Here is a 26,748-nt window from a genome sequence, read left to right on the forward strand (position 1 = left end):
AGTCTTTTTTGCTTCTACTAATCATTTCTTATGCATGCACAGGTAGTTTACTTAATTCAAATGCATCGTGAAGAATTTCTACTGCTTTTACCATCTTCTCTTTCTCAATTACCGTTGATACTTTAATTTCGGATGTGCTAACCATTTTAATAATAATTTTTTCTTGTGATAATACTTTAAACATATCTGCTGCAACTCCCGGATTAGAAATCATTCCAGAACCGACTATCGATACTTTTGCCAATCCTTGTTCAGAAGTTACTTTATCGTATCCTAATTCCGCCTTATTTTCTTCTAGCACATTCAATGTTTCTTCTAAGTCACTATCTTTTATCGAAAAAGACAAATTTGTCAGCTGGTCATTTGTTAAGCTTTGAATAATAATATCGACATTTATATGATGGGACGCAAGGGTGGTAAAAATAGTAGAGAGACTTGTTAAGGGATTTCTTAATCCAAATACCGTCACACTCGTAATATTGTCCTCAAATGCCACTCCGCGTACAACTAAATTTTGTTCCATGGAAACTTCCTCCTCGATGATTGTTCCTTCTTCTTGTTCCATACTTGAGCGAACCACTAATGGTACTTGATAGTTTTTTGCATATTCTACTGCTCTTGGATGCAGGACTCCTGCCCCTAAATTAGCTAATTCCAGCATTTCATCATAAGAAATAGCTAATAGTTTTCGTGCGCTTTGCACAAAACGTGGGTCGGTTGTAAATACGCCTGTTACATCTGTGTAAATATCACATTTATCCGCTTTTAAAGCTGCTGCAATCGCAACCGCCGTTGTATCCGATCCACCACGTCCAAGTGTTGTTATATCTCCCGTGTCAGTTACTCCTTGAAATCCAGCTACTACTACTACTCTTCCTTGTTGTATCTGTTCTTGTACTTTTTCTGTTTGTATATTTACTATTCGCGCATTCCCATGAACATTCTCTGTTTCTATTCCTGCTTGCCAACCAGTATAGGAAATGGCATCTACTCCTTTCGCCTGTAAAGCCATAGATAGTAAGCTGATGGTAATTTGCTCTCCTGTGGATAGTAAGACATCCATTTCTCGTTTAGATGGCTTTGGATTTATTTCACTTGCAAGCGTTACAAGCGAATCGGTTGTTTTCCCCATAGCGGATACGACGACGACTACATCATTGCCACGATTTCTTTCTTCGATTACTCTTTCTGCTACATGAAGAATTCTTTCTGCACTGCCTACGGAAGTACCACCAAATTTTTGTACAACTAATCCCACTTCATTCCCTACCTTCTTGTAATCTTAGAGGTTTCTTTTTATTTCTCATTGCTTTTTTTTATGTACTTTTCTTTTCCTCTTTCGCAATCTTAATTAGTAAAAGACAAATAAAAAAAGCAATGAGAATATCTCATTGCCGTGCAGCTAAATACATTATAAATATGCACAAACAGTGAGATAGCTCTCCAAAACAGTTTCTTGTTTTGACAGTCTTACATTTATTCAATGCAAAACCAGCAAAGAAAGTCATGAGAACTTTCCTTACTTCGGCGATCTATCCCTTTCATAATTCTTCCCTGAAGCTCATTCTTCTCCGAATTATTACTCTTGAAGCTCGCACCTCTACCTTCACTTATTAAGTTATAAGTTGCCATCATTATAGCACAGTGGATTCATTCCGACAATTAATTTTTTATTTCTTTAATTTAGCAAGTAATTGTTCAGCCACATTTGCGGGAATACCTGCTTTCACAAATTCTTCGATCGTAGCTTCTTTCATTTTCTTCACAGATCCAAAGGTTTTTAAAAGTAATTTTCTGCGCTTTTCTCCAATCCCAGGAATGTCATCCAATAATGACTGAAAAGCATTCTTCCCTCTTAATTGACGATGGAACGTAATGGCAAAGCGGTGAACTTCATCTTGGATTCTTTGTAATAAATAGAATTCCTGACTATTTCGCTCAAGCGGGATAATCTCCAATGGATTTCCGAATAGCAGTTGAGAAGTGCGGTGCTTATCATCCTTTACTAAACCAGCAACTGGAATATCTAAGCTTAATTCATCGAGTAGAACCTCTCTAACTGCTTCAAGATGCCCTTTTCCACCATCAATTAATAGTAAATCTGGAAGCGGCAGCCCTTCTTTTAAAACACGCTGGTATCTTCTTCGAACTACTTCCCGCATGGATTCATAATCATCTGGTCCTTTTACTGATTTGATCTTATACTTGCGGTATTCTCGTTTCGCTGGTTTTCCATCGATAAAGACAATCATCGCTGAAACTGGATTCGTCCCTTGAATATTACTGTTATCAAATGCTTCAATCCGCAGTGGTGTGTAAATCCCCATTTGTCTGCCTAGGTTTTCCACTGCTTTTATCGTACGCTCCTCATCACGTTCGATTAATGCAAACTTTTCTGTTAAAGCATTCTTCGCATTTTTATTAGCTAATAATACAAGTTCCTTTTTTTGCCCTCTCTGCGGCTTTATCACTTTTACATTTAATAATTCTTCGACAATATCTCCTTGGATCTCGTCTGGAAGATAAATTTCCTTTGGTTTAAAATGATTGGCTTTCTCATAAAACTGCCCTAGATATGTTAGCATTTCCTCTTCAGGCTCTTGATAAATAGGAAACGTACTAACATCGCGTTCAATTAACTTTCCTTGACGAACAAAAAATACTTGAACACACATCCAGCCTTTATCATAGGAATAGCCAAAAATATCTCTGTCTACTAAATCCGTCATCATCATTTTTTGCTTTTCCATTGTTGCTTCGATATGAGCGATTTGGTCACGGTATTCCTTAGCGCGTTCAAAGTCTAATTCTTCTGATGCTGCCATCATTTTTTCAGATAGTTCTTTTTTAATATCTTTATATCCACCATTTAAGAACTTGATGATATCATCTGTCATCTTCTTATATTCTTGTTCGGTAACCTCATTTACACAAGGAGCTAAACATTGTCCTAAATGATAATATAAACAAACTCTATCTGGCAGCACATTGCACTTACGTAAAGGATAAATGCGATCAAGCAGTTTTTTTGTTTCATTTGCTGCTTGGACGTTTGGATATGGGCCAAAGTACTTGCCCTTGTCTTTCTTTACATTTCGAGTTGTAATCAGCCTTGGATGCCTTTCAGCCGTCAATTTAATAAATGGATAGCTTTTATCATCCTTCAGCATAATATTATATTTTGGATCATGCTTCTTAATTAAATTTATTTCTAATATTAATGCTTCAATATTGGAAGAGGTTATGATGTATTCAAAATCTTCAATTTCATTGACTAGTCTTAATGTCTTGCCATCATGAGAGCCTGTAAAGTAGGAACGAACTCGATTTTTTAATACCTTTGCTTTTCCTACATAAATAATGGTACCTTGTCGGTCCTTCATCAAATAACATCCAGGCTGATCAGGTAAGATCATTAATTTATTTTTAATGATGTCGTTCACAATTTTCCCTCCCAGCTCACAAACCTTATAAACGAACATATATACTATCTTCTCTAATTATAGAGAATTTCATCGATTCATCAAGGAAAAAGTATGGAATGGGAATATTTTAGGGAAAACGGTTTATTGTTATATGAAAAAATAAGGAGAAAAGAGGGGGAATGATTTTATTGCGATGTTTTGTTATAACGGCTTTTATCGGATTATGATTATATTTTCCATTTCTACCAGCAAGTTTATTTTTTCTCCATAAAAAACCTGCAGACACTAGTGGTGTCTACAGGTCTTTTTCTTTCAAAAATGAAAGAGTTTCATTAAACATGTTTAGCTAATAGTTCAGAAAGAGCTTCTTTTGGTTGGAATCCAACTACTTTATCTACTACTTCACCGTCTTTAAGAACAAGTAAAGTTGGGATGCTCATTACGCCAAATTTAGATGCTGATCCTTGGTTTTCATCTACATCTACTTTAACGATTTTTACACTATCTCCCATTTCGCCATCAAGTTCTTCAAGAACTGGAGCGATCATTTTACAAGGTCCGCACCATGGTGCCCAGAAATCTACTAATACTACACCTGAACCTGTTTCTTCTTGGAATGTTTGATCTGTTGCATGTGTAATGGCCATTTATAATTTGCCTCCTTATTTGATAAACTAACAATATCGAAAGTATACCATGGTTTCTTAGATGATACTAATAATATGTTTCAAATATCATTTTCCCCTACTATCAGCTAATACATTCACCCATAATTAGATCATTCCCATTCTTTTAATAAAGAAGGTATTATTTCAAAAATATCTCCTACAATCCCATAATCAGCTACTTCAAAAATGGGAGCATTTGGATCTTTATTAATAGCGATAATGGTTTTGGCAGATGTTACGCCAACAAGATGTTGAATAGCCCCTGATATTCCGCAGGCGATATATATATCTGGAGCCACGGTTTTTCCTGTCTGACCAAGCTGAATAGAAGCATCACATACTCCTAATTCTACTGCACCTCTGGAAACACCAACTGTTCCGCCAAGAGTGTCAGCTAATTTCTTCACTAGTGCAAATCCCTCTTCGTTTTGAATGCCTCTTCCAGCGCCAACAATAATTTTTGCATCTACTAAGCCAGCTGCCTTTTCTCTTTTTTGTTCGAGTCCAATTAAAGTAGCTACTGGCTTATCGATATTTACTTTCAAAGAACGAACATTCGGTTTTGTTTTCTCTTTCTTTGGGAGAGTCGTCCATTTTTTGGGCTTTATTGTCATAAGAAAAGAAGAATCTTCAACTTCTGTCCGTTCCGTTAATTTTCCAGAATAAGCAGACCGAGTTATAGACAGTTTATTATCATGAAAGACAAAACTCTCTATATTTGAAAATAAGGATAGATTCCATTTCTCACTTAAATACGGGAAGATGGATCTGCCGATATCATTATGTCCACATAAAAGAATAGAGGGTTCAAGTTGTTCCCAAACAGATAAGAGGGCTTTTATATATGATTCATTCGAAAATCTAGCTAACAAAGGATGTTCCACGATAATGATTTGATCGACATCCGTTTCATCCCATTCAGATGCGTTCTTTCTCATATCCTCTCCCATTAGCAAGAGAATCGTTTCTGCCTCCGTTTGTAATTCCTTTGCTGCTGAAATACATTCAAGGGTAATGGAGGCAAGTTTTCCTTCTTGATGTTCTCCCAACACAACGATTTTTCCCTTCATATTAACTCCTCCATTACTATGACTTTAATAATTTGGATAATGAAGCAACTTGATCTTTTATTTCCCCTTGCAACATTATTTGTTTACGATTTAATTGTGGATACGAATAGTGGCTGAGCGTTTTTTTTGCTCGACTGTCCTTTAACTGGATGATTCGAAAAGGCTTCTTTTTTGCTTTCATGATTCCAGCAAGTGATGGCAATCTTGGAACATGTAAACTTTGTGGAATGGTAGCTAAAAAAGGAAACGGAACTCGATATGTTTCGATGTCTCCATCTGCATTTCTTATAATTCTTGCATGTTTTTCCTCTTGTTCGATTCGAATTGCTTTCACAAAGTAGGGAATATCTAATAAAGCAGCAACCCTAGGACCTACTTGACTTGTTGCTCCATCTGTAGAAAAATCTCCTGCTAATAGAACATCGTAGTCTATATTCTGCAAATATTCCTGTATCTTTTTAGCTATATGAGCTGGATGATCTTCATTAGGATTAGATTCTATTAAAACAGCTTGATCTGCTCCCATAGCTAAAGCTGTTCTCAATTGCTTTTCTCCTTCTTTTTTACTTACCATCAGCACCGTTATACGCCCACCATATTTTTCTTTTAATTGAAGGGCTTCTTCTAAACTTATCGCATCTGGCGGATTGATGATAAACTCTTTTTCTTCTACCAATGGTTGTTCTGCTTCAAGTACGAGGGAAGCTTCAGGAGAAACGGTTCTCGATAATAAAACCACAATCTGCAATGCTTTATTACTCATTTTCTTCTTCACTTTCTTTCTTCAATTGTCTTCTTAATACTTTTCCTACTGCCGTTTTCGGAAGTTCTTCTCTAAATTCATAAATACGAGGTACTTTAAAAGATGCCAATTTCCTACGCATAAACTGATTCAGTTCTTCTTCTGTAACCGTCATTCCTTCGCGCAATACAATAAATGCTTTCACTGTCTCTCCCCTATAAGAATCCTTCACTCCCACAACTGATGCTTCCATAACAGCTGGGTGCTCATACAAAACTTCTTCAATTTCACGAGGATAGATATTAAAGCCGCCTGCAATGATAATGTCCTTTTTCCGATCGACGATATAAAAATACCCTTTCTCATCCATATATGCGATATCACCAGTTAGTAACCAGCCATCTTTTAAAACCTTATTGGTTTCTTCTTCATTGTTCCAATATCCTTTCATTACTTGCGGCCCCTTAATTGCAAGCTCACCAACTTCTCCCACTGGCAATATTTCACCTGACTCTAATGAAAAAATAGCTGCATCAGTCCCTGGCCAAGGAACACCAATACTTCCTTTTACAATTTCATTGTCCCAAAGAAAATTCACGTGGGTAACAGGGGAAGTTTCCGTTAATCCATAGCCCTCTACTATTTTCCCGCCTGTCTTCTCCTCAAATTTCTCAATAACCTCAACTGGTAATGGAGCAGAACCACTAATCGCTCCTTTAATCGAGGAAAGATCGTATTGGCTTATGTCTGGATGATTCATTAAACCAATGTAGATAGTAGGTGCTCCTGGAAAGACAGTTGGCTTTTGTTTATGGATTGTTTTTAACAAACCACTCGCATTAAATTTCGGAACAAGAATCATTTTATATACTTCCATTACTGATAATACAAGAACTGTCATAAGCCCATACACATGGAATAATGGCATGACGGCAAGCATTTTTTCTTTTCCCTTTTCCATCTTATATAGCCATTGTCTGCACATAGAAGTATTGGCTACTAAATTTTGATGGGTGAGAATAACTCCCTTTGGAAAACCTGTCGTTCCGCCAGTGTATTGTAGAATCGCTATATCTTCTTCAAAATTTATCGGTACTTCCTTTAGTACTGATTCTTTGGACTTTAATGTTTGGATAAATAGATGAGTAGAGTTTGATGATGAAATTGTTGGAGGTTTTCCTTGCTCTTTCGCTTGAATGAATGGATAGACAATATTTTTGGGAAATGGGAGATAATCTTTAATAGATGTAACAATAATTTGTTCAAGATCTGTTTGCTTCATTACTCTTTCCACTCTATTGTAGAGCATATCTAATGTTATAATTACTTTCGCCCCTGAATCTTTCATAATAAATTCTATTTCTCGCTCTTGATAAAGCGGATTTACTGGTACAGCGATAGCTCCCGCCTGCAAGATTGCATAGAAACTAATAACTGTTTGTGGAATATTCGGCAGCATTACTGCAACCCTGTCCCCTTTTTTTACACCTAAGTGCTGTAAATAAGCTGCAAATTGCAATGTTTTCTTATAAAGTGTTTTAAACGTCATTTCTTTTCCCATAAAATGAATAGCTTTATGTTTTGGATACTCATTTGCCGCGTATTTTAATAATTGTGGGAGAGTATCTGCACGATAATAAACATTTTTGGCAATTTGTTCAGGATAAAGTTTTAACCATCTTTTCTCTGTTTCCAACACAATTCCTCCATTTAATTCTATTGTTGTACTAGCTTATTATATGGAGGAACATATTCATTGGATTATGTATAAGCCTACTTTCCCTTTAATTGACACAATTCCGCATAAAAACAGCCTTTTTAATAGTAACTAAAAAAGCCAAACAATCATGCGAATGTGATTTGTTTGGCTTTTTGGCTTTGAATATTTACGTCCAACCTTCATTTAAAATACTATATTTATTAAGAGATACCTGCACCAATTACAAAAGATAAACCAACAGAAATAATCATAGAAATAAAGCCGACTGCTCGATTATCATTTTTTATTTCATCGTCAATATTAAATTTAGGGGTTAAAAATTCAAAGATGAAATAACCAATTAACAATAGGACAAAACCATATACACCCCAGATAATCATTTTCAGTAAAGAATCATTTTGCATAATTGAATGGCTGAAAATATTCGCTATTCCAAAGATTTTTCCGCCTGTCGCCATCGCAACTGCTAGATTCCCATTTTTTATTTCATCCCAATTATTATATTTTGTTACAAGTTCAAATATAGCTAAAAATACAACAAGGCTTAGAATAACAACACTATAATCGCCGGCCGTTTTTACATATTCATTTTCCCAAAATTGTGCCATAAGGTTTCTCCTCTACCATTATTCTCCAAAAGAATATTTATTTAAATTCGACAACCGTTACGCCGCTGCCGCCTTCTCCTGCTTCGCCAAAACGAATCCTTTTTACTGCGCGATGATTTTTCAAATACTCTTGAACACCTGAACGGAGGGCTCCTGTTCCTTTCCCATGAATAATGGAGACTCGCGGATAGCCAGCAAGCAAGCTATCATCTATATACTTTTCTACTCGAGCAAGAGCATTTTCAAATCTTTCGCCACGTAGGTCTAACTCCAAGCTAACGTGATAGTCTTTTCCTTTTATCGTAGTTAGTGGTTTTGTTTCTACTACCTTAGGCGCTTTGATGAATTCAAGATCTTTTTCTTTGACCTTCATTTTCATAATACCAATTTGGACTTGCCATTCTTTGTCGGAAACTTTTTCTAGTAATTGGCCTTTTTGATTAAAGGTTAGAACCTTCACTTCATCGCCAGGCTGATAAACATGGTTCGTCTTCGATGCAGCTGGTTGTTTTTGTCTTTCTATTTGTGGTGTTGCATCATCTAAACGTTTTCTTGCATCAATTAGTTCATGTTCTTTTACTTCTGCTCGTTTTTCGAGCTGCATTTTTCGTAAATCGCCAATAACCGCTTCGGCTTCTTTTTTAGCATTTTCGATAATTTCTTTCGCTTCTCTTTTTGCTTTTTCTTGCAGTGTTTCTTTCTTCTCGTAATATTCCATTACTTGTTTCTGTAAATCACGATGAAGCATTTCCGCTTGTTTTAATAGATCTTTCGCTTCTTCATGCTCTCTTTCTGCTTGCTTACGACTATTCTCCAGAGAGGCAATCATATTCTCGATTTTATTACTATCCTCGCTTACATGTGACCGAGCTGTATTAATCACATCTTCCTTTAAACCCAAGCGCTTACTAATTTCAAAGGCATTACTTCTTCCCGGGACTCCAATGAGTAATCGATAGGTTGGACTTAATGTTTCAATATCAAATTCCACACTTGCATTTACAACGCCTTCGCGATTATATCCATAAGCCTTTAACTCCGGATAATGAGTAGTTGCAATAACTCTTGCCCCGCGTTTATTTACTTCATCGAGAATTGAAATAGCTAGAGCTGCTCCTTCTTGAGGATCTGTACCAGCTCCTAATTCATCAAATAAAACAAGACTTTTATGATCCACTTTTTCAAGAATACTAACAATATTAACCATATGGGAAGAGAACGTACTTAAAGACTGTTCAATAGACTGTTCATCCCCTATATCTGCGTATACAGATTTAAAAACGCCCATTTCTGAACCGTCTAATACTGGTATTTGCAGGCCTGCCTGTGCCATTAAAGTACATAGACCTACTGTTTTTAAAGTTACTGTTTTACCGCCCGTATTTGGTCCGGTAATAACAATAGATGTATAGGAATCCCCAAGAATAATATCATTCGCTACCACAACCTCTGGCGGTATAAGTGGATGCTTCGCCTTATGAAGAACAATCTTTCCTTCATTATTAATTTTTGGTTTGGATGCTTTTAAGCGGTGAGCATATTTTGCTTTTGCAAACATAAAATCAATTTCTGCTAATACAGTGACAATATGCAATAGCTCTTCTTCATATTGTGCTACAAGTGCAGTTAATTGCGTTAAGATACGATCAATTTCTTGTTGTTCTTTGACCCGAATAGCTTGAAGTTCATTATTTAGTGTCACTACAGACTGTGGTTCAATAAACAGGGTTTGCCCAGAGGCACTTTGGTCATGAACAATCCCCCCATAATTGCCTCGATATTCTTGCTTAACTGGGATAACATACCGATCATTTCTAATTGTAATAATACTGTCAGACAGCATTTTTTGGGCACTTGAGGAACGAATCATACTTTCTAGTTTCTCTCGTACTTTTGATTCATTTCTACGCAGCTGATTTCTTAACGTTCTAAGGGCATCACTTGCACTATCCATCACTGCACCTTGTTCATCAATAGCCATCTTAATTTCTTCTTCTACTTCAGCAAGCACCATGATACTGTCTGTTAAAGTAAACAGTATCGGAATAGGCTCTTCTTCATGAAATTCTTCAATAAATCGTTTCATTTGTCTACTAGCATGAACAGTACTTGCAATCTGATTTAATTCAGATGGGCTAAGCATACCGCCAATAGAAGATCTTTTCACATGGGCGCGGATATCATAGATTCCATCAAGAGGGATGGATCCACGCATGCGATATACCTTAGCAGCTTCATCTGTTTCCTCTTGCCATCTTACAACTTCATTATAATCAGTAGATGGAACTAATTCCTCCACTTTATATCTTCCCAATGAAGAAGATGCATGTTCGATTAATTGATCTTTAATTTTATCAAATTCTAACGTTTTAAATACTCTTTCCTGCATGGAGTAATCTCCTTTGCTATCCCCATTTCGGGTTTAATCATATTTTTTAATGGTTCTTCTGACTTTTTGAGCGTTCTTTTCCGTTGAGCTATCTTTCAACAGAGAGATTGCTTTTCATTTCAAGACTTGGACTGAGGCAAAAACAGCTTTTCCTTGCAGAGTTTCAGCCATTGTTTTCCAAGCTAACTACTTACCTATATACTGATCATCCTTTATATAAGAAGGCTAATAATTCTTCTTTGGACATTGCATTCAATACAGTAGATTTTTTTATCCAGCCCTTTTTCGCGGTGGATACTCCGATAGCCATATTATTAAGCTCATGCTTATAATGAGCATCTGTATTAATTACAATCTTTACGCCCGCATCCTGGGCCATTTTGACATGTGCTGCATTTAAATCTAAGCGGTTAGGATTACTATTCAATTCCAAGATAGTATTCGTTTCTTTCGCTAACTGAATAAGCATTTCCATGTCAATATCATAACCATCTCTTTTGCCAATTTTCCTACCAGTCGGGTGTGCAATGATATTAACATACTTGTTTTCCATGGCAGCTTTTAATCTATTCATTATCTTATCTTTCGATTGTGAAAAGGCAGAATGGATGGAGGCAATTACAATATCTAATTCTTTCAATAATTCATCATCATAATCTAGTGTGCCGTCTGGTAATATATCCATCTCAGCACCAGCTAAAATAGTTATATCCTCATATTTTGCATTTAACCTTTTAATTTCTTTGATTTGCTTTCTCACTCTATCTGGTGTTAATCCATTGGCAACCTTTAAATATTGAGAATGGTCTGTAATAGCCATGTATTGATAGCCTAATTTTCGATTTGCTTCTATCATTTCTTCTAATGAATGTGCACCATCACTCGCAGTAGTATGCATATGCAAATCTCCTTTAATATCTTCCAAGGAAATAAGCTCACTATCATCTGAATAATTTTCTACTTCTTTCCCATCTTCTCTTATTTCAGGAGGAATAAAGGGCAGTTCGAAATAATGATAAAACGCTTCTTCTGTCTTAAAGGTTTTTATTTCGCCTGTTTCATTATTTTCCACACCATACTCGCTTATTTTTTCTCCGCGTTCTTTAGCTAGCTGTCTCATTCGCACATTATGTTCTTTTGAACCTGTGAAATGATGTAAGGTTGTTGCAAATTCCTCTGGTTTCACTAACCGAAAGTCAATAGAAACGTCATAATCCAGCCCCAGAATTACACTAACTTTTGTCAATCCTGCTCCAATTACTTCTTTTATGGACGGCAGCTGAATCAACTGCTCTTTCACCTGATTAGGATCTTTTGTGGCAATAATAAAATCCAAATCTTTAATCGTCTCCCTAACTCTTCTTAAACTCCCGGCTCTAGAGTATTGCACAACACCTGCCATCTTAGCTAGGTGTTCCTCAATGGAAACTGCTATCGGAATCATAAATGCAATCGGCAGTCGCTCTGGGCGAGAACCGGCATTTTGAAGGGCTTCCATAATTTTTTCTTCCGTCTTTTTGCCAAAACCTTTTAATGCTTGCACTTCTCCTTTTAAACATGCATTTTTTAAATCCTCTGCATTTTCAACAGATAGCTCTTTATATAATTTTGCAATTTTTTTCCCACCGAGACCTGGCAGCTGCAGCAATGGTATTAACCCTTTTGGAACTTCGTCTTTTAACTCTTGTAAAACAGACGACTTACCTTCTTTTAGATATTCTTCTATAACAGCTGCTGTTCCCTTTCCTATTCCCGGCAGTTCCGTAAGATCGGTTATTTCGGTTAAGTTTAATTCACTTGTTTCAATCGTATTGGCAGCTTTTCGAAAGGCAGATATTTTAAATGGATTTTCTCCTTTCAACTCCATATATATCGCGATTTGCTCTAATAATCGAATAATATCTTTATTTGTAATCATCCTTTATCACCCACATATGTAAAATAACTCATCTTCTCATCCTACCTATCATACCATGAACTGTATAAATTCAATAATCATGCAGCACCTGTTTAACTAAACAAAAAAACTCTCTAGCTACATATAAAGCTAGAAGAGTTTCCTCTTTCTATGAAGCCATATAATCAAACCATAAATCTTTTATTTTCTCTGAAAAATATGGAGTGTTTTCTATCATCCATGCGGCAACCGAGGATTCATTTAATTGAGATTGAATAAAATCAACCGGAATTAAAATAGAAATAAATAATAGAAGGAATAATAGCAAATACGTTTCGACAAATCCTAGGACCGCACCAGCCCATGTATTTAACTGTTTTAAAATAGGAATACTAGCAACAAAATCTATCATACTTCCAATAATTTGCCAAATAATTTTCACTACAAAAAATATCACCACAAAGGAGAACCCTCTGTAAAAGACATCTTCCATATTTGCCGTTTGAATAAAAGATTGCAGCAAACTATTTTCCCCTATATTTGGATATGGAATCCATAGTGTTAATTTTTGCGATAATGGGATGTAATATTTATTAGCAACAATAAACGCAACAATAAATCCTGTTAAGTGTATAATTTGCATAATAAATCCTCTTTTTAGTCCTCTAAGAAGACCAAAAAGCAGCAATATAACCAAAATAATATCTAACATGAACAATGTCAGTCCTTTTCTCTTCTTTTTAATTTTTCCTCTAATTCTTTCACTCGATCTTCTAGCTTTACATAGTCGTTTACTATATTTACTGCGGTAAGTACAGCAAGTTTATTGGTATCAAGTGAGGGATTCAAAACATGAATTTCACGCATTTTTTCATCAACTATGGAGGCAACCAGTCTAACATGGTTAGAAGGTTCTTTCCCTATTATTGTATATTGTGTTCCATATATATCAACATTTGTACGATTTTTAGGGGTATTTGACACGCCCATGCCTCCAATCTAAAGAATCCTAGTTTCTATCATATCATGAACTATTCTTGGTAGGGAAGTCATTCGAATAGATTCTATCTTAAGACTTTTGATATAGAGAAATAATTATGATTAAAAAAACAGACTGGGACAAAACTAGCTTCACATAGTGAGTAGGGGGCTGTCCAAAAAGTAATGAAAGCTGATTTTTGGAACAAAAAAAATCATCCTTTTGAGTAAAATGAAGTTACCAACAACATTAAAAGAAAGGATGATTTTTATGTACAATCAAATGATTACTACTGAAAAATTAACACGTAAATGACATTCCTTCCAGCTATAGAAGTGAATGAGAAAAAACACTAAAAGGCAACCTCCCCCTATTCTTTCTTATCCAGATACAGGTTTTAAAGAGGATGTACTTATTTCCCTTTAGATACACCACTTAATGGACTAGATCTTCTTTGTAAGAAATGGTATAGAGCTCCAATTAAGTTCGAGTCATTTCCAAATTGGCATGGCTGAACTTGAATGTTTAAACACTCTTCTGTTGGCTTCATAATTTTTAGCTTTTCGTTAATCTGTTCAATAAGCCCTTCGCGTTTACTGATTGCTCCGCCGATTAGAATTTTCTCCGGATCAATAATGTATTGTAAATTATAAATTCCTACAGCTAAGCGCTTAATGAATTTTTCTATTTCTTCCTGTACTTCCCAGTCGCCTTCATCAGACATGTTAAATACAATTTGACCGTCCAAAGTTATTGGATCCAAGTTTTTCCGTTTCGCAACTTGCTTAATTAAACCTCCAGTTGCTGCAAGAGAACTCCATGATTCCCCTAGCGGCTGATTCAGATAATCCTCTAAAATCATGTAACCAAATTCGGCTCCGAAAAGATGGCTACCATGACGAATTTTCTTATCTAGAAAAATAGAACCACCAATACCACTCCCAATTACAATACAAATATAATCATCGACATTTTTTGCAGCACCCATCCATCCCTCCGCTAACCCTGCACAATTAGCATCATTTTCAAGCTCAACAAGCAATTTTGTCCGTTCTTGGATGACATCCCTTATATTCGGCCCATGAATATATGGCAGAGCTGAGGTTCCTTTTATAAATCCTGTTTCTACATCTACTGCTCCTGGCATACTTAAGGCGATACCGATTATCTCATTCTTTTCTTGAAAATTCTTCACTACTGTTTCGATTGTATCCACGAAAGAATCGATTCCATCTTTTGGAGTAGGAACAGAAGACTTTTCTACAAAGTTTCCCAATTCATTCATAAGCGAAAATTTTATTGCAGAGCCACCTACATCAAATACTGCATAATAATTCACCAAAAAACCTCCTGACATCCATACAAGTCTTATTATTTATGTAAGAAAGCTCCTAAATCAGCCCAGAGCTCACCTGAAGGCTTTGTTCGTCCCACACGTTTCCCTTACAATAATTTTAGAGTCTGTATACACTGGCTTTAATTTTGATTTTCCTTCTATCAAGTCATTTAGCATAAAAGCAGATAATTTACCGATTTTCTCCTTATCCTGTTTGACCGTGGTCAATTTAGGATCACTATAGCGGGAAGCAGCAATATCATCACATCCTACAATTCGGATGTTTCTAGGTGTATGAAGTCCAGCTTCCTTAATAGCTCTTAGTGCACCTAAAGCCATTAAGTCGGATGCAGCAAAAATAGCTTCTGGATAATCCTTCAACTCTAGTATTCTCTTCATTGCGATATAACCACTCTCTTCATGGTAATCTCCATATTGAATCCACTCTTCCCTGATTTCAAGACCAAACTGATTCATCGCATCCTTGAATCCCTTTAACCTTAAATTAGAAATGACGGATTCACTCATCCCGCCAATATAGCCAATTTTTCTAAGAGAATTCAAATAAAAATGCTCTACTACTTTCCTTGATAAATTTACATTGTCCGTCATGACGTAGCTCGCTTTTGGACCTACTAATTCAATATCAATTCCAATACAAGGAAAACCGCTCTCAGCAAGTTCAAAAGTAGCGTCCTCTACTTCTTCACCTGCAATTATCAAGCAGCCATCCAAATTAAAGTGCTTGCATCTTGCTAAATAACTTCCTTGAAATTGTTCATTAGAAAACATTAAGATATCGTATCCAAGTAATCCAATATTTTTCTTAAAAGTCGAAATAACTTCATTAAAATATGGATGGGTCATGTCTACATTGATTTTACCTGCATAGACAAGACCAATGAGATTTGATTTTTTCGTTGCCAGTGACCGAGCCGAAAAATTTGGTGCGTAGCCCTTTTCATTAATAACTGTCATGACTTTTTTTCTAGTCATCTCACTTATTTCGCCATAATTATTTAATACTTTCGAAACGGTTGATGGTGATACCCCTGCCAATTGTGCAATGTCCTTTATCGTTAAACTCATCGTTTTTTCCCTTCTATTTCCGTCTAAATTCATTCCTAATATTAGATTAATAAAAGTTAGAGAATGAAACAATAGCATGGCAGGAAATAGTCTTTATTTCACAGACCCTTCCGTAATACTTGATATAAATAATCGGTTAAATAATAAGAAAATGACTAATAATGGAACAGTTGCCCAGAACACACCAGATAAAATCATACCGAAATCAATATTATGAGTATTGCCCAACTGTGCTAATGCAACCTGGATGGTATACATTTCTGGATCTCTTAAAACCGTAAACTGCCATAAGAACTCTCCCCAAACAGCAGTAAATACAATAATTCCAAGAGTAGCAAACGCTGGTAAGATAATCGGTAATACAATTCCCCAATAGATACGGAAATTCGAGCACCCATCTAATTTCGCTGCTTCTATTAATTCATCAGGAACTCCCTCGGATATATATTGGCGCATTAGAAATATCCCTAAAGGATTTAAAAAGGATACAATCATAACTCCTTGTAAGGTATCTAGAAGTCCTATTTTAGAAATTAAGAAGTATTGTGGGATTAACCCTAATTGCGGTGGAATAATCATGGTTACCAAAATAGCAATGAAAAAAATGTTTCTTCCTGGGAATCTAAATTTGGCAAAGGCAAAGCCTGCTAATGAACTAATGAGTAGTACTATGATCGTTACAACAAAACAGAGTATAAATGAATTCCACATCCCACCAAAAAAATCAATTTGACTTAATACCTTTTTAAAGTTTTCAACCAGCATATTTCCTGGTGTTAAAGTTGGTGGGATGGAATTGTAGGCAGCACTCGGCCTTGTTGCCATGACAAACATCCAGTAAAATGGAAACAACGAAACGATAGCAGCAATAAATAAAAATAAGTAAACGGATAATCTGCCTATGGAAAACTTTCTCCGGTTTCTTTTGTCATGCTTCCTCATTGATCCACACCTCTCTTTTTCTTTCTAAATCCTTGCGTTAAACTTAAGTTTATGACAGCAAATAATGATATAATGACCAATAGAATGATTGCAGTTGCGGATGCGGTTCCAAATGACTGCAATTTAAATGCATCTCTATACAGGTACATAACAATTGTCATCGCTTCATCCCTTGTGAAAGCACCAGTTCCTAAAAACACAGTTGGTTCAGAGAATAACTGCATGGCACCAACTGTTGAAGTGAATACCGTTAAAATAATAAATGGTTTCATCATTGGGATAGTAATGTAAAAAAGCTGATGAAATTTATTGGCACCATCAATGGTAGCTGCCTCGTATAAATCATTTGGTATACCTTGAATTCCAGCTAGATAGATAATCGTGTTATATCCTACCCATCGCCAGAACACCATAATGGATATCGCAATTTTCGTCCCCCATTCAGAGGCTGCCCATTGGATAGGGTCAAGTCCAAAGAAATGAGTTAATACATAATTGGCTAAAGAAGATTCATGATTACTGAATAACACACTAAAGATAAGGGCTACGGCAACCATGGAAGTTAAATAGGGCATAAAAATTGTTACACGAAAGAAGCTTTTAAATTTAAGAAAAGCCATATTCAACAAATAAGCTAAAATAAGACCGACGACTAACTGTGGAGCTGTTCCCATAATTCCTATAATTATCGTATTATAAACCGATTTCCAAAATAGAGGATCCGTGAGTACAGTCTCAAAATTAGCCAGTCCGTTAAATGTCATCGGGCTTAAGCCATTCCATTTTTGGAAGGCTAGGTAAATACTAAAAAGCATAGGATATAAGCCAATAACGGCAAAAATTATGAAGAAAGGTGCTATATATAAATATCCTGACAGCATATCCTTTTTTTGCTCAGACCTAAATTTTTTCTGTTTTTTATGAATAGGTTGCTTCTTACTGACAGTGTTCACAGTTTCCTTATTACTGCTAGGATTCATTTCCCCACCTCTTTTCATATTCGAGGGAGCATGGTACATATAAACGTCCAAACTTCCCTATCTATCCATCATTATTCATTTTCCTCACAAAAACCAATATATGAAGTATCGCCGGCTTACCACAAACCTTTTTCTCGCTAAAGGCTCATATATGTAAGCCGACCGACTTTTCAAATTATTTAAAGGTTAGTAGATTTTAGTAACTTTGTTTTTTATAGAACAAATGCTAGATTAACGGCTTAATAAATCTTCTGCGCGCTTCACGGCAGCTTTCCATTCTTTTTCTGGGTCTGCTCCTTTATTTTGGACATTCTTAAGCGCATTCAATACTTCGCTATGGATTGAAGCATATTTTTCACCTTTATATCCTATGCCACTAATGTCCTTTGCAGCTTCTGCAAATACTGGAGCTGTTGCTTGGCCACCAAAGAATTCATCTGCATTCGTTTTAAATTCTTCCATATCATATACAGATTGAGCAGATGGGAATAATCCATGGCTTTGGAATGATTTCAATTGATTTTCTGGTGATACAAGCCATTCAATAAAATCATAAGCTTCTCGGGAATGTTTTGTTTCAGATGGTACGGCAATGTATGAACCACCCCAGTTTGCAGCAAACTCAGTTGGTAATGTAGCAACTCTCCATTTCCCAACAGCATCAGGAGCATTTCCTTCCATCCATCCTTTTAACCATCCTGCTCCTAACTCTGCCGCAAATTCGCCTTTGTTAACAGCATTTGCCCACTCTGGAGTCCACATATCATATTTACCTATAATTCCAAGTTCATTTAAGCGAATAGCATAGTCATATGCTTTTTTCACTTCACTGTCTGCTCCTAAATTTAATTTATTATCAGGAGTCAAGTAAGCTGTTTTCGCAGAATCTAGATAAGCTCTATATGCCATTTCAATACTATCAACAAATGGCAATTTTGTTTTCTCTTTAACTTGTAATCCAGCTTTTTCAAATGCTTCAGGTGAATTAATCAAATTGGCTACTTCCTGTGGATCAGTTGGAAGTCCTGCTTTTTCAAATACATCAGTTCGGTAGTACAATCCTTTAGGTCCAATATCTGTAGGAAGACCAAATAAGAAATCTCCGTCCTGGTTTTCTCCACTCTTCCATTTCCACTCTAAGTACTGGTCTTTCACATCTTTCGCACCAAGATCATATAGATTTTCAAAACGATCTTGAGCTACTTTAAAACGGTCAAATTGGTCAATCTCTAACATCGTAATATCAGGTGCACCGCTCCCCGCAGATAATGCTGTAAAAAGCGCATCATGATGATCAGCTGTTTCAGATGCCTTTACTTTAATTTTAATATTTGGGTTTTCTTTCTCGTATTCTTTTGCTAAATCCTCATAACCAGTCGAACCAAATGTCCAAAAATCCAACGTGATTTTTTCATCTTTACCACTTGTTTTACTTGATGTATCATTCCCACTACAAGCAGCTAAAGACAGTGCAAGCAATGACGATATACCTAAGGCAGCAAACTTTTTCATTCTTTTCAAAATCATAACCCCCCAAATTATTTAATATTTTAATAGTCTTTCTTAAATATGAGATTTCTATAAAGAAATGAACACCCCCAAAAATGATAGATTTCAATTTAACGAAATCGGTTTCGAAAGCACTTACAGAAATCGCTTACAAAACATATAATAATATCATTACTTCAAAAAATCAATATAAAAATAACCAATTTATTGAATTTTTTTAAAAAATCATATAATTTTAATTTATTTATTCACTATTATCGCCATAAATAGTGAATAAATAAGAATTGCCATTCGAAACCGTTTTCGTAATTATATGCTTCTCTCCCGATTCGCCCCATGGAAAGAAAAAATGAATTCAGGCTGTTGTGTTCACCACATACCAGCTTCAATAAAAAAATCCCAGAATTGAACTCTGGGATTTTTTTTATCCGACTCAGCCTCTTAGCGAAGCACCAGCTTTTTCTTCTACTGCAGCAAGTACTTTGTCATGGGTCTTGCTAATCATTTCATCTGTTAATGTTTGTTCTGGATCAAAATATGTTAAAGAGAATGCAATCGATTTTTTGCCTGCTTCCATTTTTTCGCCCTCATATAAATCAAACACTTGGACATCTTTCAATAACTTTCCGCCAGCTTCAATAATAACTTCTTGAAGCGTACCAGCTAACACGTCTTTCTCAACAACAAGCGCTATATCTCTTGTTACATACGGGAAACGAGGGATGGACGTATAATGTAATGCTTCTACTTCTACAGCAAATAACTTACTTAAGTCTAGTTCGAAACAATATGTTTCTTTTAAATCTAAATCATTTTGCATTTGCGGATGCACTTGACCGACAAATCCAATGATCTCCCCATTAAGAACGATTTCAGCCGTTCTTCCTGGATGCATACCATCCAAATTCGCTCTAGCAAATGTAATTTGCTCCATAACACCTAACTTTTGGAATAATCCTTCCAATACACCTTTTACAACAAAGAAATCAACAGTTTTCTTTTCTCCTTGCCATGGGTGCATACTCCAAATGCCTGTAACTGCACCAGCTAGATGTTCTTTTTCCTCAGGAAGCTCCTGCTCTCCATTCGCTAAGAACACAACCCCTGTTTCATAAACAGCTATGTTTTCATTTTGTCTTGCTGCATTATATTTAAGCACCTCTAGCAGCTGTGGCACGATGCTTTGACGTAATAATGCACGTTCTTCACTCATTGGCATTGCAAGGTTGATTGGGTTTCTTTTCTCTAAAGCAAAGCTATGCACTTTCGCTTCATTTGTTAATGAATAGGTAATTGCTTGATATAACCCAGCCGATTCTAAATATCTTCGTGCCATACGACGTTTTTTCTGATAAGCAGTTAAAGAACCTGGTGTAGCAGCACCTATCGGCAATGTTTTCGGCAAGTTATCATAGCCATAAAGACGAGCAACTTCTTCGATTAAATCTGCCTCGATAACAATATCATTTCTTCTTGTTGGCACAGTTACGATGAATGTATCACCTTCCATTTGTGTCGCAAATTGAAGACTATTAAAAATAGCCGTTACTGCATTCGTCTCTAATGTCGTTCCTAATGTTTGATTGATTTTTTCGAGCGTAATCGAAACTACTTTTGGCTCGGCAGTTAGTGTATCAACTGCGACTTCCCCTTCAAGCACTTCTCCGCCAGCATATAATTGTAATAATTGACAAGCTCTATCTGCAGCTTCACGTACTCGATTTGGATCAATTCCTTTTTCATATCTTGCGCTCGCTTCACTTCTTAAACCAATTACTTTAGAGGATCTGCGAATTACTTTACTGTCAAAATAAGCCGATTCTAATAAAACAGTAGTAGTGCCAGCTTGAACTTCAGAATTCGCACCACCCATTACACCAGCAACAGCTATTCCTTCTTTTCCATTCGTAATAAGTAGATTATCTTCTGATAATGTTCTGTCTGTTTCATCAAGTGTTGTAATCTTTTCACCACTTTGTGCTCTTCTTACGAGAATTTCTTTTGAGCCAATTTTATCATAATCAAAAGCATGCAGCGGTTGACCATATTCTAGTAAAATAAAGTTCGTAATGTCGACCACATTGTTATGTGGGCGAATTCCTGCAGCCATTAATTTTCCTTGCATCCATAATGGAGATGGAGCGATTTTAATATTCTTAATCACTCTTGCTGTATATAATGGTACATCTGCATTCTCTTCTACTGAAACTTTAATATAATCAGATGCTTTTTCGTTAATAGTTGGATATTCTGTATTAGGTAGTTTTACTTCTTTTTCTAAAATGGCAGCTACTTCATACGCTACACCAAGCATGCTTAAGCAATCAGCACGGTTTGGAGTTAACCCCAGTTCTAGTACAGCATCATTTCGTTGTAAATATTCTAATGCGTTTTTGCCGACCTCTACATCACTTGGAAAAACAAAAATTCCTTGCGCATAGTCTTTTGCGACAATTTTTCCTTCGATACCAAGCTCTTGCAGGGAACAAATCATCCCGTTTGATTCTTCCCCCCGTAGCTTCGCTTTTTTTATTTTGAAGTTACCTGGAAGAACTGCACCAACCTTTGCTACAGCTACTTTTTGGCCTTTATCTACATTGGGAGCGCCACAGATAATTTGGATTGGGTCTCCCTCGCCAACATCGACTAAACATTTATTTAATTTGTCTGCATTCGGATGTTGTTCACGCTCGACAACATAACCGATTACTACATTTTTAATTCCTTCATCAAGAACCTCGACGCCTTCTACCTCGATACCACTCTTTGTAATTTTTTCTGCTAGTTCATCAGGACTTATGCCATTTAAATCTACATATTCATTTAACCAATTATAGGATACTAACATTTTTTCTCCTCCACCCTTAATATTCCGGTACTGAAAATTGTTTTAAGAAACGTACATCATTTGTATAGAAATGACGAATATCATCAATTCCATATTTCAACATCGCAATTCGCTCTGGACCCATTCCAAAGGCAAATCCAGAATATTTCTTAGAGTCAAAACCGGACATTTCCAATACATTTGGATGAACCATTCCAGCTCCTAGAATTTCAATCCAGCCTGTTTTTTTACAGACACTGCAGCCTGCACCTTTACAAATAAAACAAGAAATATCCACTTCAACAGAAGGCTCTGTGAATGGGAAAAAGCTTGGGCGTAAACGGATTTCTCTATCTTCCCCAAACATTTTCTTCGCAAAAACCTCAAGCGTACCAATTAAATCACTCATACGAATGTTTTCATCAACCACAAGTCCTTCAATCTGCATAAATTGATGGGAGTGTGTCGCGTCATCATTATCACGACGATATACTTTACCCGGACAAATAATCTTCACTGGACCTTTCCCTTTATGTTTCTCTAATGTTCTTGCTTGCATTGGTGATGTTTGCGTTCGAAGCAATGTTTCTTCTGTAATATAGAATGAATCTTGCATATCTCTTGCTGGGTGATCCTTAGGCAGATTCAATGCTTCGAAATTATAGTAATCATTTTCCACTTCGGGGCCTTCTTCAACGGTATAGCCCATTCCAATAAATAAATCTTCAATTTCTTCTACGACTCTTGTTAGAGGATGATGATTACCTGTAGAAACAGGACGACCAGGTAGAGTTATATCAATTGTTTCAGAAGCAATTTTTTCTTGGACGAGCGCTTCTTCTAACGCCTTTTGTTTAGCCTCAATGCGGCTTGTAATTTCGTCACGAATAACGTTTACTAACGCCCCCATCTTTGGTCTTTCTTCAGCAGATAGTTTGCCCATTCCTTTTAATACTTCTGTAATTGGGCCTTTTTTCCCTAAGTACGCGATACGAATTTCATTTAGTTCTTTCATATCAATACTGCTTTCAATGCGTGTTAGTGCTTCAGCTTGCAATTCTTTTAATTTATCTTCCATTACATTTCCTCCTTATATATGGTTTGTTCTCGCATGAAAATTGGCATAAAAAAAACCCCATCCCCAAAAAGGGACGAGGTTATTGTCGCGGTACCACCCTAATTAACTTGTATGTATAAAAAAAACAAGTTCACTTCATTTGGATAACGGTAGTCTATACCGGTACATCTTTACATCTTTCTAAACAAGAAAAATGGTCCCGATGCCGACTCAGGAGGTGAACTTCATTCATGTTTTTAATAAAAATGCTTACAGTCTGCGGCATTTTCTCCCTTAATTAAAAATCATCAATTACTTTTCTCCATCAATGTCTTTATTCATGTAATTTGGTTTTAATTATAATATATATCTAATTAGTTTTCAAATGCCTTTTTTGCCTTTGCCAGCCTACCAACACATTATTTAAAATAATACATTAAAATACCAGCTGCGACTGCAACATTTAAAGATTCACTTTTCCCGTAAATTGGTATATATAGGTTGGTATCAGTCTTACTTAATACTTCTTTCCTTACACCATTACCTTCATTCCCAACAATTAAACAAAATGTGGCTGTTTTTTCTACCTCCCGATAATCCCTTCCATTTTCAAGGGCAGTGCCATAAATGGGAATATTTCTTTCTTTTAATTCATCCATAAACGATGCTAAATTTGCTTTTATAATTGGCAAGTGAAAATGGCTTCCTTGGCCTGATCGAACTACCTTTGGATTGTATATATCTACCGTTCCTTCTCCGATAATAACCGCATCGATTCCTGCTGCATCAGCTGTTCGGATAATCGTTCCCAAATTCCCCGGATCTTGAACTTGATCAATCGCAATAAAAGTTTGCGCTGTAGGGAGAATTTCTGGATGGCTTTGCTGCTTACATAAGGCCAGAATGCCTTGGGGTGTTTCTGTATCTGAAAGCTCCTTAATAATCTCTTTTGTAACGATCGTTATCGGAGTATCTCCATAATCCCAAGCAGGTACATCGATATCCTCTGAAACGATTAAATCAATAATAGAATCTGCTTTGAATGCTTCTTCCACAAGGTGAAAGCCTTCCACCAAAAACGTTCCCGTTTTATCTCTTTCCTTTTTTGTTAATCGTTTTTTCCATTCTTTAATTTGTGGATTTTTAACCGAAAGTATGTGTTTCACTTGCTATTCTCCTTCACAATCACCAATTGATCTCTATTGCCTCTATTATAGCGTAAATAAAATACATAATAAACGCCATTAGTGAAATGATAAAAATAGATATGTTTTACAAAAACTCTATACCATATCATTCAATAAGTGATTGGATGTGGATAGGTAACAATGGGAAAGAAGGTGCTTATTATGAATTTAAATTTACGAAATGCAATAATCCATAATGTTTCTGGCAATTCTCAAGATGAATTAAAAGATACAATCGTGGATGCTATCCAAAACGGAGAAGAAAAAATGCTGCCTGGTTTAGGCGTTTTATTCGAAGTAATTTGGAAAAATTCTTCTGAAGAAGATAAAGTAGAAATGCTGCAGACATTAGAAAATGGACTAAAGTAAAACAACTATTCCAACCATAAACCCGAACGATTAGAGGGAAATGCCAATATAATTGGATTTTCTCATAATTATTCGGGTTTTTATTCAGTCTGCTCCATTTTCTCCTAGTAATTTTAGTTTGCTTAAAAACTAAATAATCTTTAAAAACGGAGTAAAATGGAGCGGAGGACACCTGACTCCTGCGGGATGCAAAACCTAAGACTCCACAGGCTTTTGGAGTGTCCCCAAAAATTAGACACATTATTTTAACCTTTGTTCTGAGCTCGATATACTATTGGACTCCGACCATTTAGTTTTGTTTTAATTCATTTAACGCTTGTAATTTATGTGAAGTTTCTTTCGTCTCCGCATAAACTTCTTTATAAATATTATATACTTGTTCGTATTTTTTCACATTTTCTGGAATAGGGTGAAATTCTTCTTTATATTGAACAAACTTTTCCACACACTCATTCATCGTTGCAAACCACCCTAACCCAACTGCAGCAACCATCGCCGCACCTAAACCTGGCCCTTGTTCCACTGTTAAATTAACAACTGGCGTATTAAAAATATCTGCTTGAATTTGTAGCCACTTGCTGTTTTTTGCTCCTCCGCCTACGGAAACAATGCGTGTAAACTGCTTATTCGCATTTTCCTCCATTAAAATCTTACTATCATTCAATGAAAAAGTAATACCTTCTACAACAGCGCGTGCAAAGTTATCTATTGTATGTCTAGCGTCCATTCCAATAAAACTGCCTCTTATTTGACTATCTGTATAGGGTGTTCTTTCTCCCATTATATAAGGAGTAAACACTAATCCACCTGAACCGATTGGAATATTTTCAATATTTGAAAGTAGCTCATCATAACTTTTCTCTGAAGCAAACGTATTTTTAAACCAATTTAAACTATATCCTGCAGATAATGTTACCCCCATGGAATAAAAACTATCCTTTATTGCATGATTGAAATAATGAACTTTCCCTGCATAATCTTCTTTCCCATCTTGTTCATAGGAAAGAAATACGCCTGATGTTCCGATACTAGCTAATCCCATACCTTCTTTAACAATTCCTGCACCAACTGCTGCACAGGCATTATCTGCTCCTCCAGAAAATACAGCAATATCATTTGTAAAACCATACTTTTTTGCAAGTTCTGCTTTCATTACGCCTATTTTGTCAGAGGACTCAACAAGCTTAGGAAAAATACCTAATGGAAGATCAAATAATTCAGCAATTGATTCACTCCAAACCTTCTTTTCCACATTCAGCATTAATGTTCCAGCAGCATCTGAATACTCCATTTGCTTATTACCAGTTAAATAGAATCCTAAAAAATCTTTAGGCAATAAAAAGTGCTTTGCCTGTTCCCATATAGTCGGTTCATTTTCTTTTACCCAAAGCAGCTTAGGCAAGGTAAACCCTTCTAGTGCTTTGTTCTTCGTGATGCTAATAACTTCTTGTCCTGCCCTATCCATTATTTCCTGACATTGCTTACTTGTTCTTACATCATTCCATAAGATAGCATTCCTGAGGGGGCTTCCATTTGCATCTAATAAAACTAAGCTATGCATCTGTCCAGAAAAACTAATTCCTTCCGTTTTGGATGCTGCTTCTGGAAATGCCTCAATAATTTCTTTTAGTACAATATCTAATGCTTCTATCCACACATTTGGATTCTGTTCACTGTACTTCGGCTGTGGAGTTAAAAGCTCGTACTCGGAGCTCTTTGTGATAAGAACCTTGCCTTCTTTATCTACTAACAATCCCTTTAAGGAACTTGTTCCTAAATCAATCCCTATTACATATGACATTTATAAACGCTCCCTTCTGAAGACCAATGTAAAGGGATGTCTCATTCAGAGAGATTTCGACCTCCACAAGTATTTCTAGTAGATTTTTTCAATTAGCTACTACTAATAAACTTGTGATGCCAACTCCTTCTATTGAGACACCCCTTTATTGGT

General features: G+C 36.1%; 21 protein-coding genes, 1 riboswitch and 1 other annotated feature. Of the genes, 1 reads left to right on the plus strand and 20 read right to left on the minus strand.

Going from position 1 to position 26,748, the window contains the following annotated elements; all coding sequences use genetic code 11:
* Positions 1-28: 28 nt before the first annotated feature.
* From NiCM35_RS08560 to NiCM35_RS08650, 19 genes are all read right to left on the minus strand, one after another.
* Entirely contained in the window at positions 29-1,258 is a 1,230-nt protein-coding gene (locus NiCM35_RS08560) for an aspartate kinase (RefSeq protein WP_123258063.1), read from the minus strand.
* A 170-nt stretch (positions 1,259-1,428) separates the two neighbouring features.
* Positions 1,429-1,611: riboswitch (Lysine riboswitch) on the minus strand.
* Positions 1,612-1,670: 59 nt separating this feature from the next.
* The gene (gene uvrC, locus NiCM35_RS08565) at positions 1,671-3,443 is read right to left on the minus strand and encodes an excinuclease ABC subunit UvrC (RefSeq protein WP_433779216.1); all 1,773 of its coding nucleotides are present in this window, start codon (positions 3,441-3,443) and stop codon (positions 1,671-1,673) included.
* A 314-nt stretch (positions 3,444-3,757) separates the two neighbouring features.
* A complete protein-coding gene (gene trxA, locus NiCM35_RS08570; RefSeq protein ID WP_047941926.1) occupies positions 3,758-4,072 on the minus strand; it encodes a thioredoxin in 315 nt (104 codons plus the stop codon).
* A gap of 131 nt (positions 4,073-4,203) precedes the next feature.
* The gene (locus tag NiCM35_RS08575; protein WP_095331491.1) at positions 4,204-5,163 is read right to left on the minus strand and encodes an electron transfer flavoprotein subunit alpha/FixB family protein; all 960 of its coding nucleotides are present in this window, start codon (positions 5,161-5,163) and stop codon (positions 4,204-4,206) included.
* Positions 5,164-5,179: 16 nt separating this feature from the next.
* Positions 5,180-5,938: an electron transfer flavoprotein subunit beta/FixA family protein gene (locus NiCM35_RS08580; protein WP_163185423.1), complete on the minus strand. Its 759-nt coding sequence runs from the start codon at positions 5,936-5,938 to the stop codon at positions 5,180-5,182.
* Positions 5,919-7,601 (minus strand): long-chain-fatty-acid--CoA ligase, encoded by a 1,683-nt coding sequence (locus NiCM35_RS08585; protein ID WP_433779219.1) that lies wholly within the window; start codon positions 7,599-7,601, stop codon positions 5,919-5,921. Before NiCM35_RS08585 ends, NiCM35_RS08580 begins: the two co-directional genes overlap by 20 nt.
* A 224-nt stretch (positions 7,602-7,825) precedes the next feature.
* The gene (locus tag NiCM35_RS08590) at positions 7,826-8,233 is read right to left on the minus strand and encodes a DUF350 domain-containing protein (RefSeq protein ID WP_095331487.1); all 408 of its coding nucleotides are present in this window, start codon (positions 8,231-8,233) and stop codon (positions 7,826-7,828) included.
* A gap of 37 nt (positions 8,234-8,270) precedes the next feature.
* The gene (locus NiCM35_RS08595; protein WP_123258066.1) at positions 8,271-10,622 is read right to left on the minus strand and encodes an endonuclease MutS2; all 2,352 of its coding nucleotides are present in this window, start codon (positions 10,620-10,622) and stop codon (positions 8,271-8,273) included.
* Between the two features lie 205 nt (positions 10,623-10,827).
* Entirely contained in the window at positions 10,828-12,540 is a 1,713-nt protein-coding gene (gene polX, locus NiCM35_RS08600; RefSeq protein ID WP_095331484.1) for a DNA polymerase/3'-5' exonuclease PolX, read from the minus strand.
* Between the two features lie 148 nt (positions 12,541-12,688).
* Positions 12,689-13,231 (minus strand): CvpA family protein, encoded by a 543-nt coding sequence (locus tag NiCM35_RS08605; protein WP_095331483.1) that lies wholly within the window; start codon positions 13,229-13,231, stop codon positions 12,689-12,691.
* 8 nt (positions 13,232-13,239) lie between these two features.
* Positions 13,240-13,503: a cell division protein ZapA gene (zapA, locus tag NiCM35_RS08610; protein WP_433779222.1), complete on the minus strand. Its 264-nt coding sequence runs from the start codon at positions 13,501-13,503 to the stop codon at positions 13,240-13,242.
* Positions 13,504-13,910: 407 nt separating this feature from the next.
* Positions 13,911-14,837, minus strand: a complete 927-nt coding sequence (locus tag NiCM35_RS08615; protein WP_095331482.1) for an ROK family protein — start codon at positions 14,835-14,837, stop codon at positions 13,911-13,913.
* Between the two features lie 69 nt (positions 14,838-14,906).
* On the minus strand, positions 14,907-15,923 hold the full coding sequence (locus NiCM35_RS08620; RefSeq protein ID WP_095331480.1) for a LacI family DNA-binding transcriptional regulator: 1,017 nt from the start codon (positions 15,921-15,923) through the stop codon (positions 14,907-14,909).
* A gap of 93 nt (positions 15,924-16,016) precedes the next feature.
* Positions 16,017-16,865 (minus strand): carbohydrate ABC transporter permease, encoded by an 849-nt coding sequence (locus NiCM35_RS08625; RefSeq protein WP_095331478.1) that lies wholly within the window; start codon positions 16,863-16,865, stop codon positions 16,017-16,019.
* Entirely contained in the window at positions 16,862-17,845 is a 984-nt protein-coding gene (locus NiCM35_RS08630; protein WP_235850296.1) for a carbohydrate ABC transporter permease, read from the minus strand. The genes NiCM35_RS08625 and NiCM35_RS08630 overlap by 4 nt, the downstream gene beginning before the upstream one ends.
* 231 nt (positions 17,846-18,076) lie before the next feature.
* On the minus strand, positions 18,077-19,366 hold the full coding sequence (locus NiCM35_RS08635; protein ID WP_433779225.1) for an ABC transporter substrate-binding protein: 1,290 nt from the start codon (positions 19,364-19,366) through the stop codon (positions 18,077-18,079).
* A 421-nt stretch (positions 19,367-19,787) separates the two neighbouring features.
* On the minus strand, positions 19,788-22,202 hold the full coding sequence (gene pheT, locus NiCM35_RS08640; RefSeq protein WP_123260689.1) for a phenylalanine--tRNA ligase subunit beta: 2,415 nt from the start codon (positions 22,200-22,202) through the stop codon (positions 19,788-19,790).
* Positions 22,203-22,218: 16 nt separating this feature from the next.
* Positions 22,219-23,259 carry a phenylalanine--tRNA ligase subunit alpha gene (gene pheS, locus NiCM35_RS08645; protein ID WP_095331472.1) on the minus strand — a complete coding sequence of 347 codons (1,041 nt, stop codon included), beginning with the start codon at positions 23,257-23,259 and terminating at the stop codon, positions 22,219-22,221.
* 66 nt (positions 23,260-23,325) lie between these two features.
* Positions 23,326-23,576, minus strand: a binding site (T-box leader).
* Positions 23,577-23,657: 81 nt separating this feature from the next.
* The gene (locus NiCM35_RS08650; protein ID WP_095331470.1) at positions 23,658-24,404 is read right to left on the minus strand and encodes a TrmH family RNA methyltransferase; all 747 of its coding nucleotides are present in this window, start codon (positions 24,402-24,404) and stop codon (positions 23,658-23,660) included.
* Between the two features lie 183 nt (positions 24,405-24,587).
* Here NiCM35_RS08650 and sspI point away from each other — a divergent pair, with 183 nt between their 5' ends.
* Positions 24,588-24,794 carry a small acid-soluble spore protein SspI gene (gene sspI / locus NiCM35_RS08655; RefSeq protein WP_047941909.1) on the plus strand — a complete coding sequence of 69 codons (207 nt, stop codon included), beginning with the start codon at positions 24,588-24,590 and terminating at the stop codon, positions 24,792-24,794.
* Between the two features lie 289 nt (positions 24,795-25,083).
* Here the strand turns inward: sspI and xylB are convergent, their stop codons facing one another.
* Positions 25,084-26,595 (minus strand): xylulokinase, encoded by a 1,512-nt coding sequence (gene xylB, locus NiCM35_RS08660; protein WP_433779229.1) that lies wholly within the window; start codon positions 26,593-26,595, stop codon positions 25,084-25,086.
* Positions 26,596-26,748: the final 153 nt, after the last annotated feature.

Origin of the sequence: Niallia sp. M35, assembly GCF_050971705.1 — a bacterium.
Classification (GTDB): Bacteria; Bacillota; Bacilli; order Bacillales; family Cytobacillaceae; genus Niallia; species Niallia circulans_A.

Excerpts from the sequence above, each read along its gene's own strand:
- trxA (WP_047941926.1), bottom strand. The coding sequence starts at position 4,072 with ATGGCCATTACACATGCAACAGATCAAACATTCCAAGAAGAAACAGGT.
- NiCM35_RS08575 (WP_095331491.1), bottom strand. The coding sequence starts at position 5,163 with ATGAAGGGAAAAATCGTTGTGTTGGGAGAACATCAAGAAGGAAAACTT.
- NiCM35_RS08590 (WP_095331487.1), bottom strand. The coding sequence starts at position 8,233 with ATGGCACAATTTTGGGAAAATGAATATGTAAAAACGGCCGGCGATTAT.
- NiCM35_RS08595 (WP_123258066.1), bottom strand. The coding sequence starts at position 10,622 with ATGCAGGAAAGAGTATTTAAAACGTTAGAATTTGATAAAATTAAAGAT.
- polX (WP_095331484.1), bottom strand. The coding sequence starts at position 12,540 with ATGATTACAAATAAAGATATTATTCGATTATTAGAGCAAATCGCGATA.
- NiCM35_RS08605 (WP_095331483.1), bottom strand. The coding sequence starts at position 13,231 with ATGTTAGATATTATTTTGGTTATATTGCTGCTTTTTGGTCTTCTTAGA.
- NiCM35_RS08620 (WP_095331480.1), bottom strand. The coding sequence starts at position 15,923 with ATGAGTTTAACGATAAAGGACATTGCACAATTGGCAGGGGTATCACCA.
- NiCM35_RS08625 (WP_095331478.1), bottom strand. The coding sequence starts at position 16,865 with ATGAGGAAGCATGACAAAAGAAACCGGAGAAAGTTTTCCATAGGCAGA.
- NiCM35_RS08630 (WP_235850296.1), bottom strand. The coding sequence starts at position 17,845 with ATGAATCCTAGCAGTAATAAGGAAACTGTGAACACTGTCAGTAAGAAG.
- pheT (WP_123260689.1), bottom strand. The coding sequence starts at position 22,202 with ATGTTAGTATCCTATAATTGGTTAAATGAATATGTAGATTTAAATGGC.
- pheS (WP_095331472.1), bottom strand. The coding sequence starts at position 23,259 with ATGGAAGATAAATTAAAAGAATTGCAAGCTGAAGCACTAACACGCATT.
- sspI (WP_047941909.1), top strand. The coding sequence starts at position 24,588 with ATGAATTTAAATTTACGAAATGCAATAATCCATAATGTTTCTGGCAAT.
- xylB (WP_433779229.1), bottom strand. The coding sequence starts at position 26,595 with ATGTCATATGTAATAGGGATTGATTTAGGAACAAGTTCCTTAAAGGGA.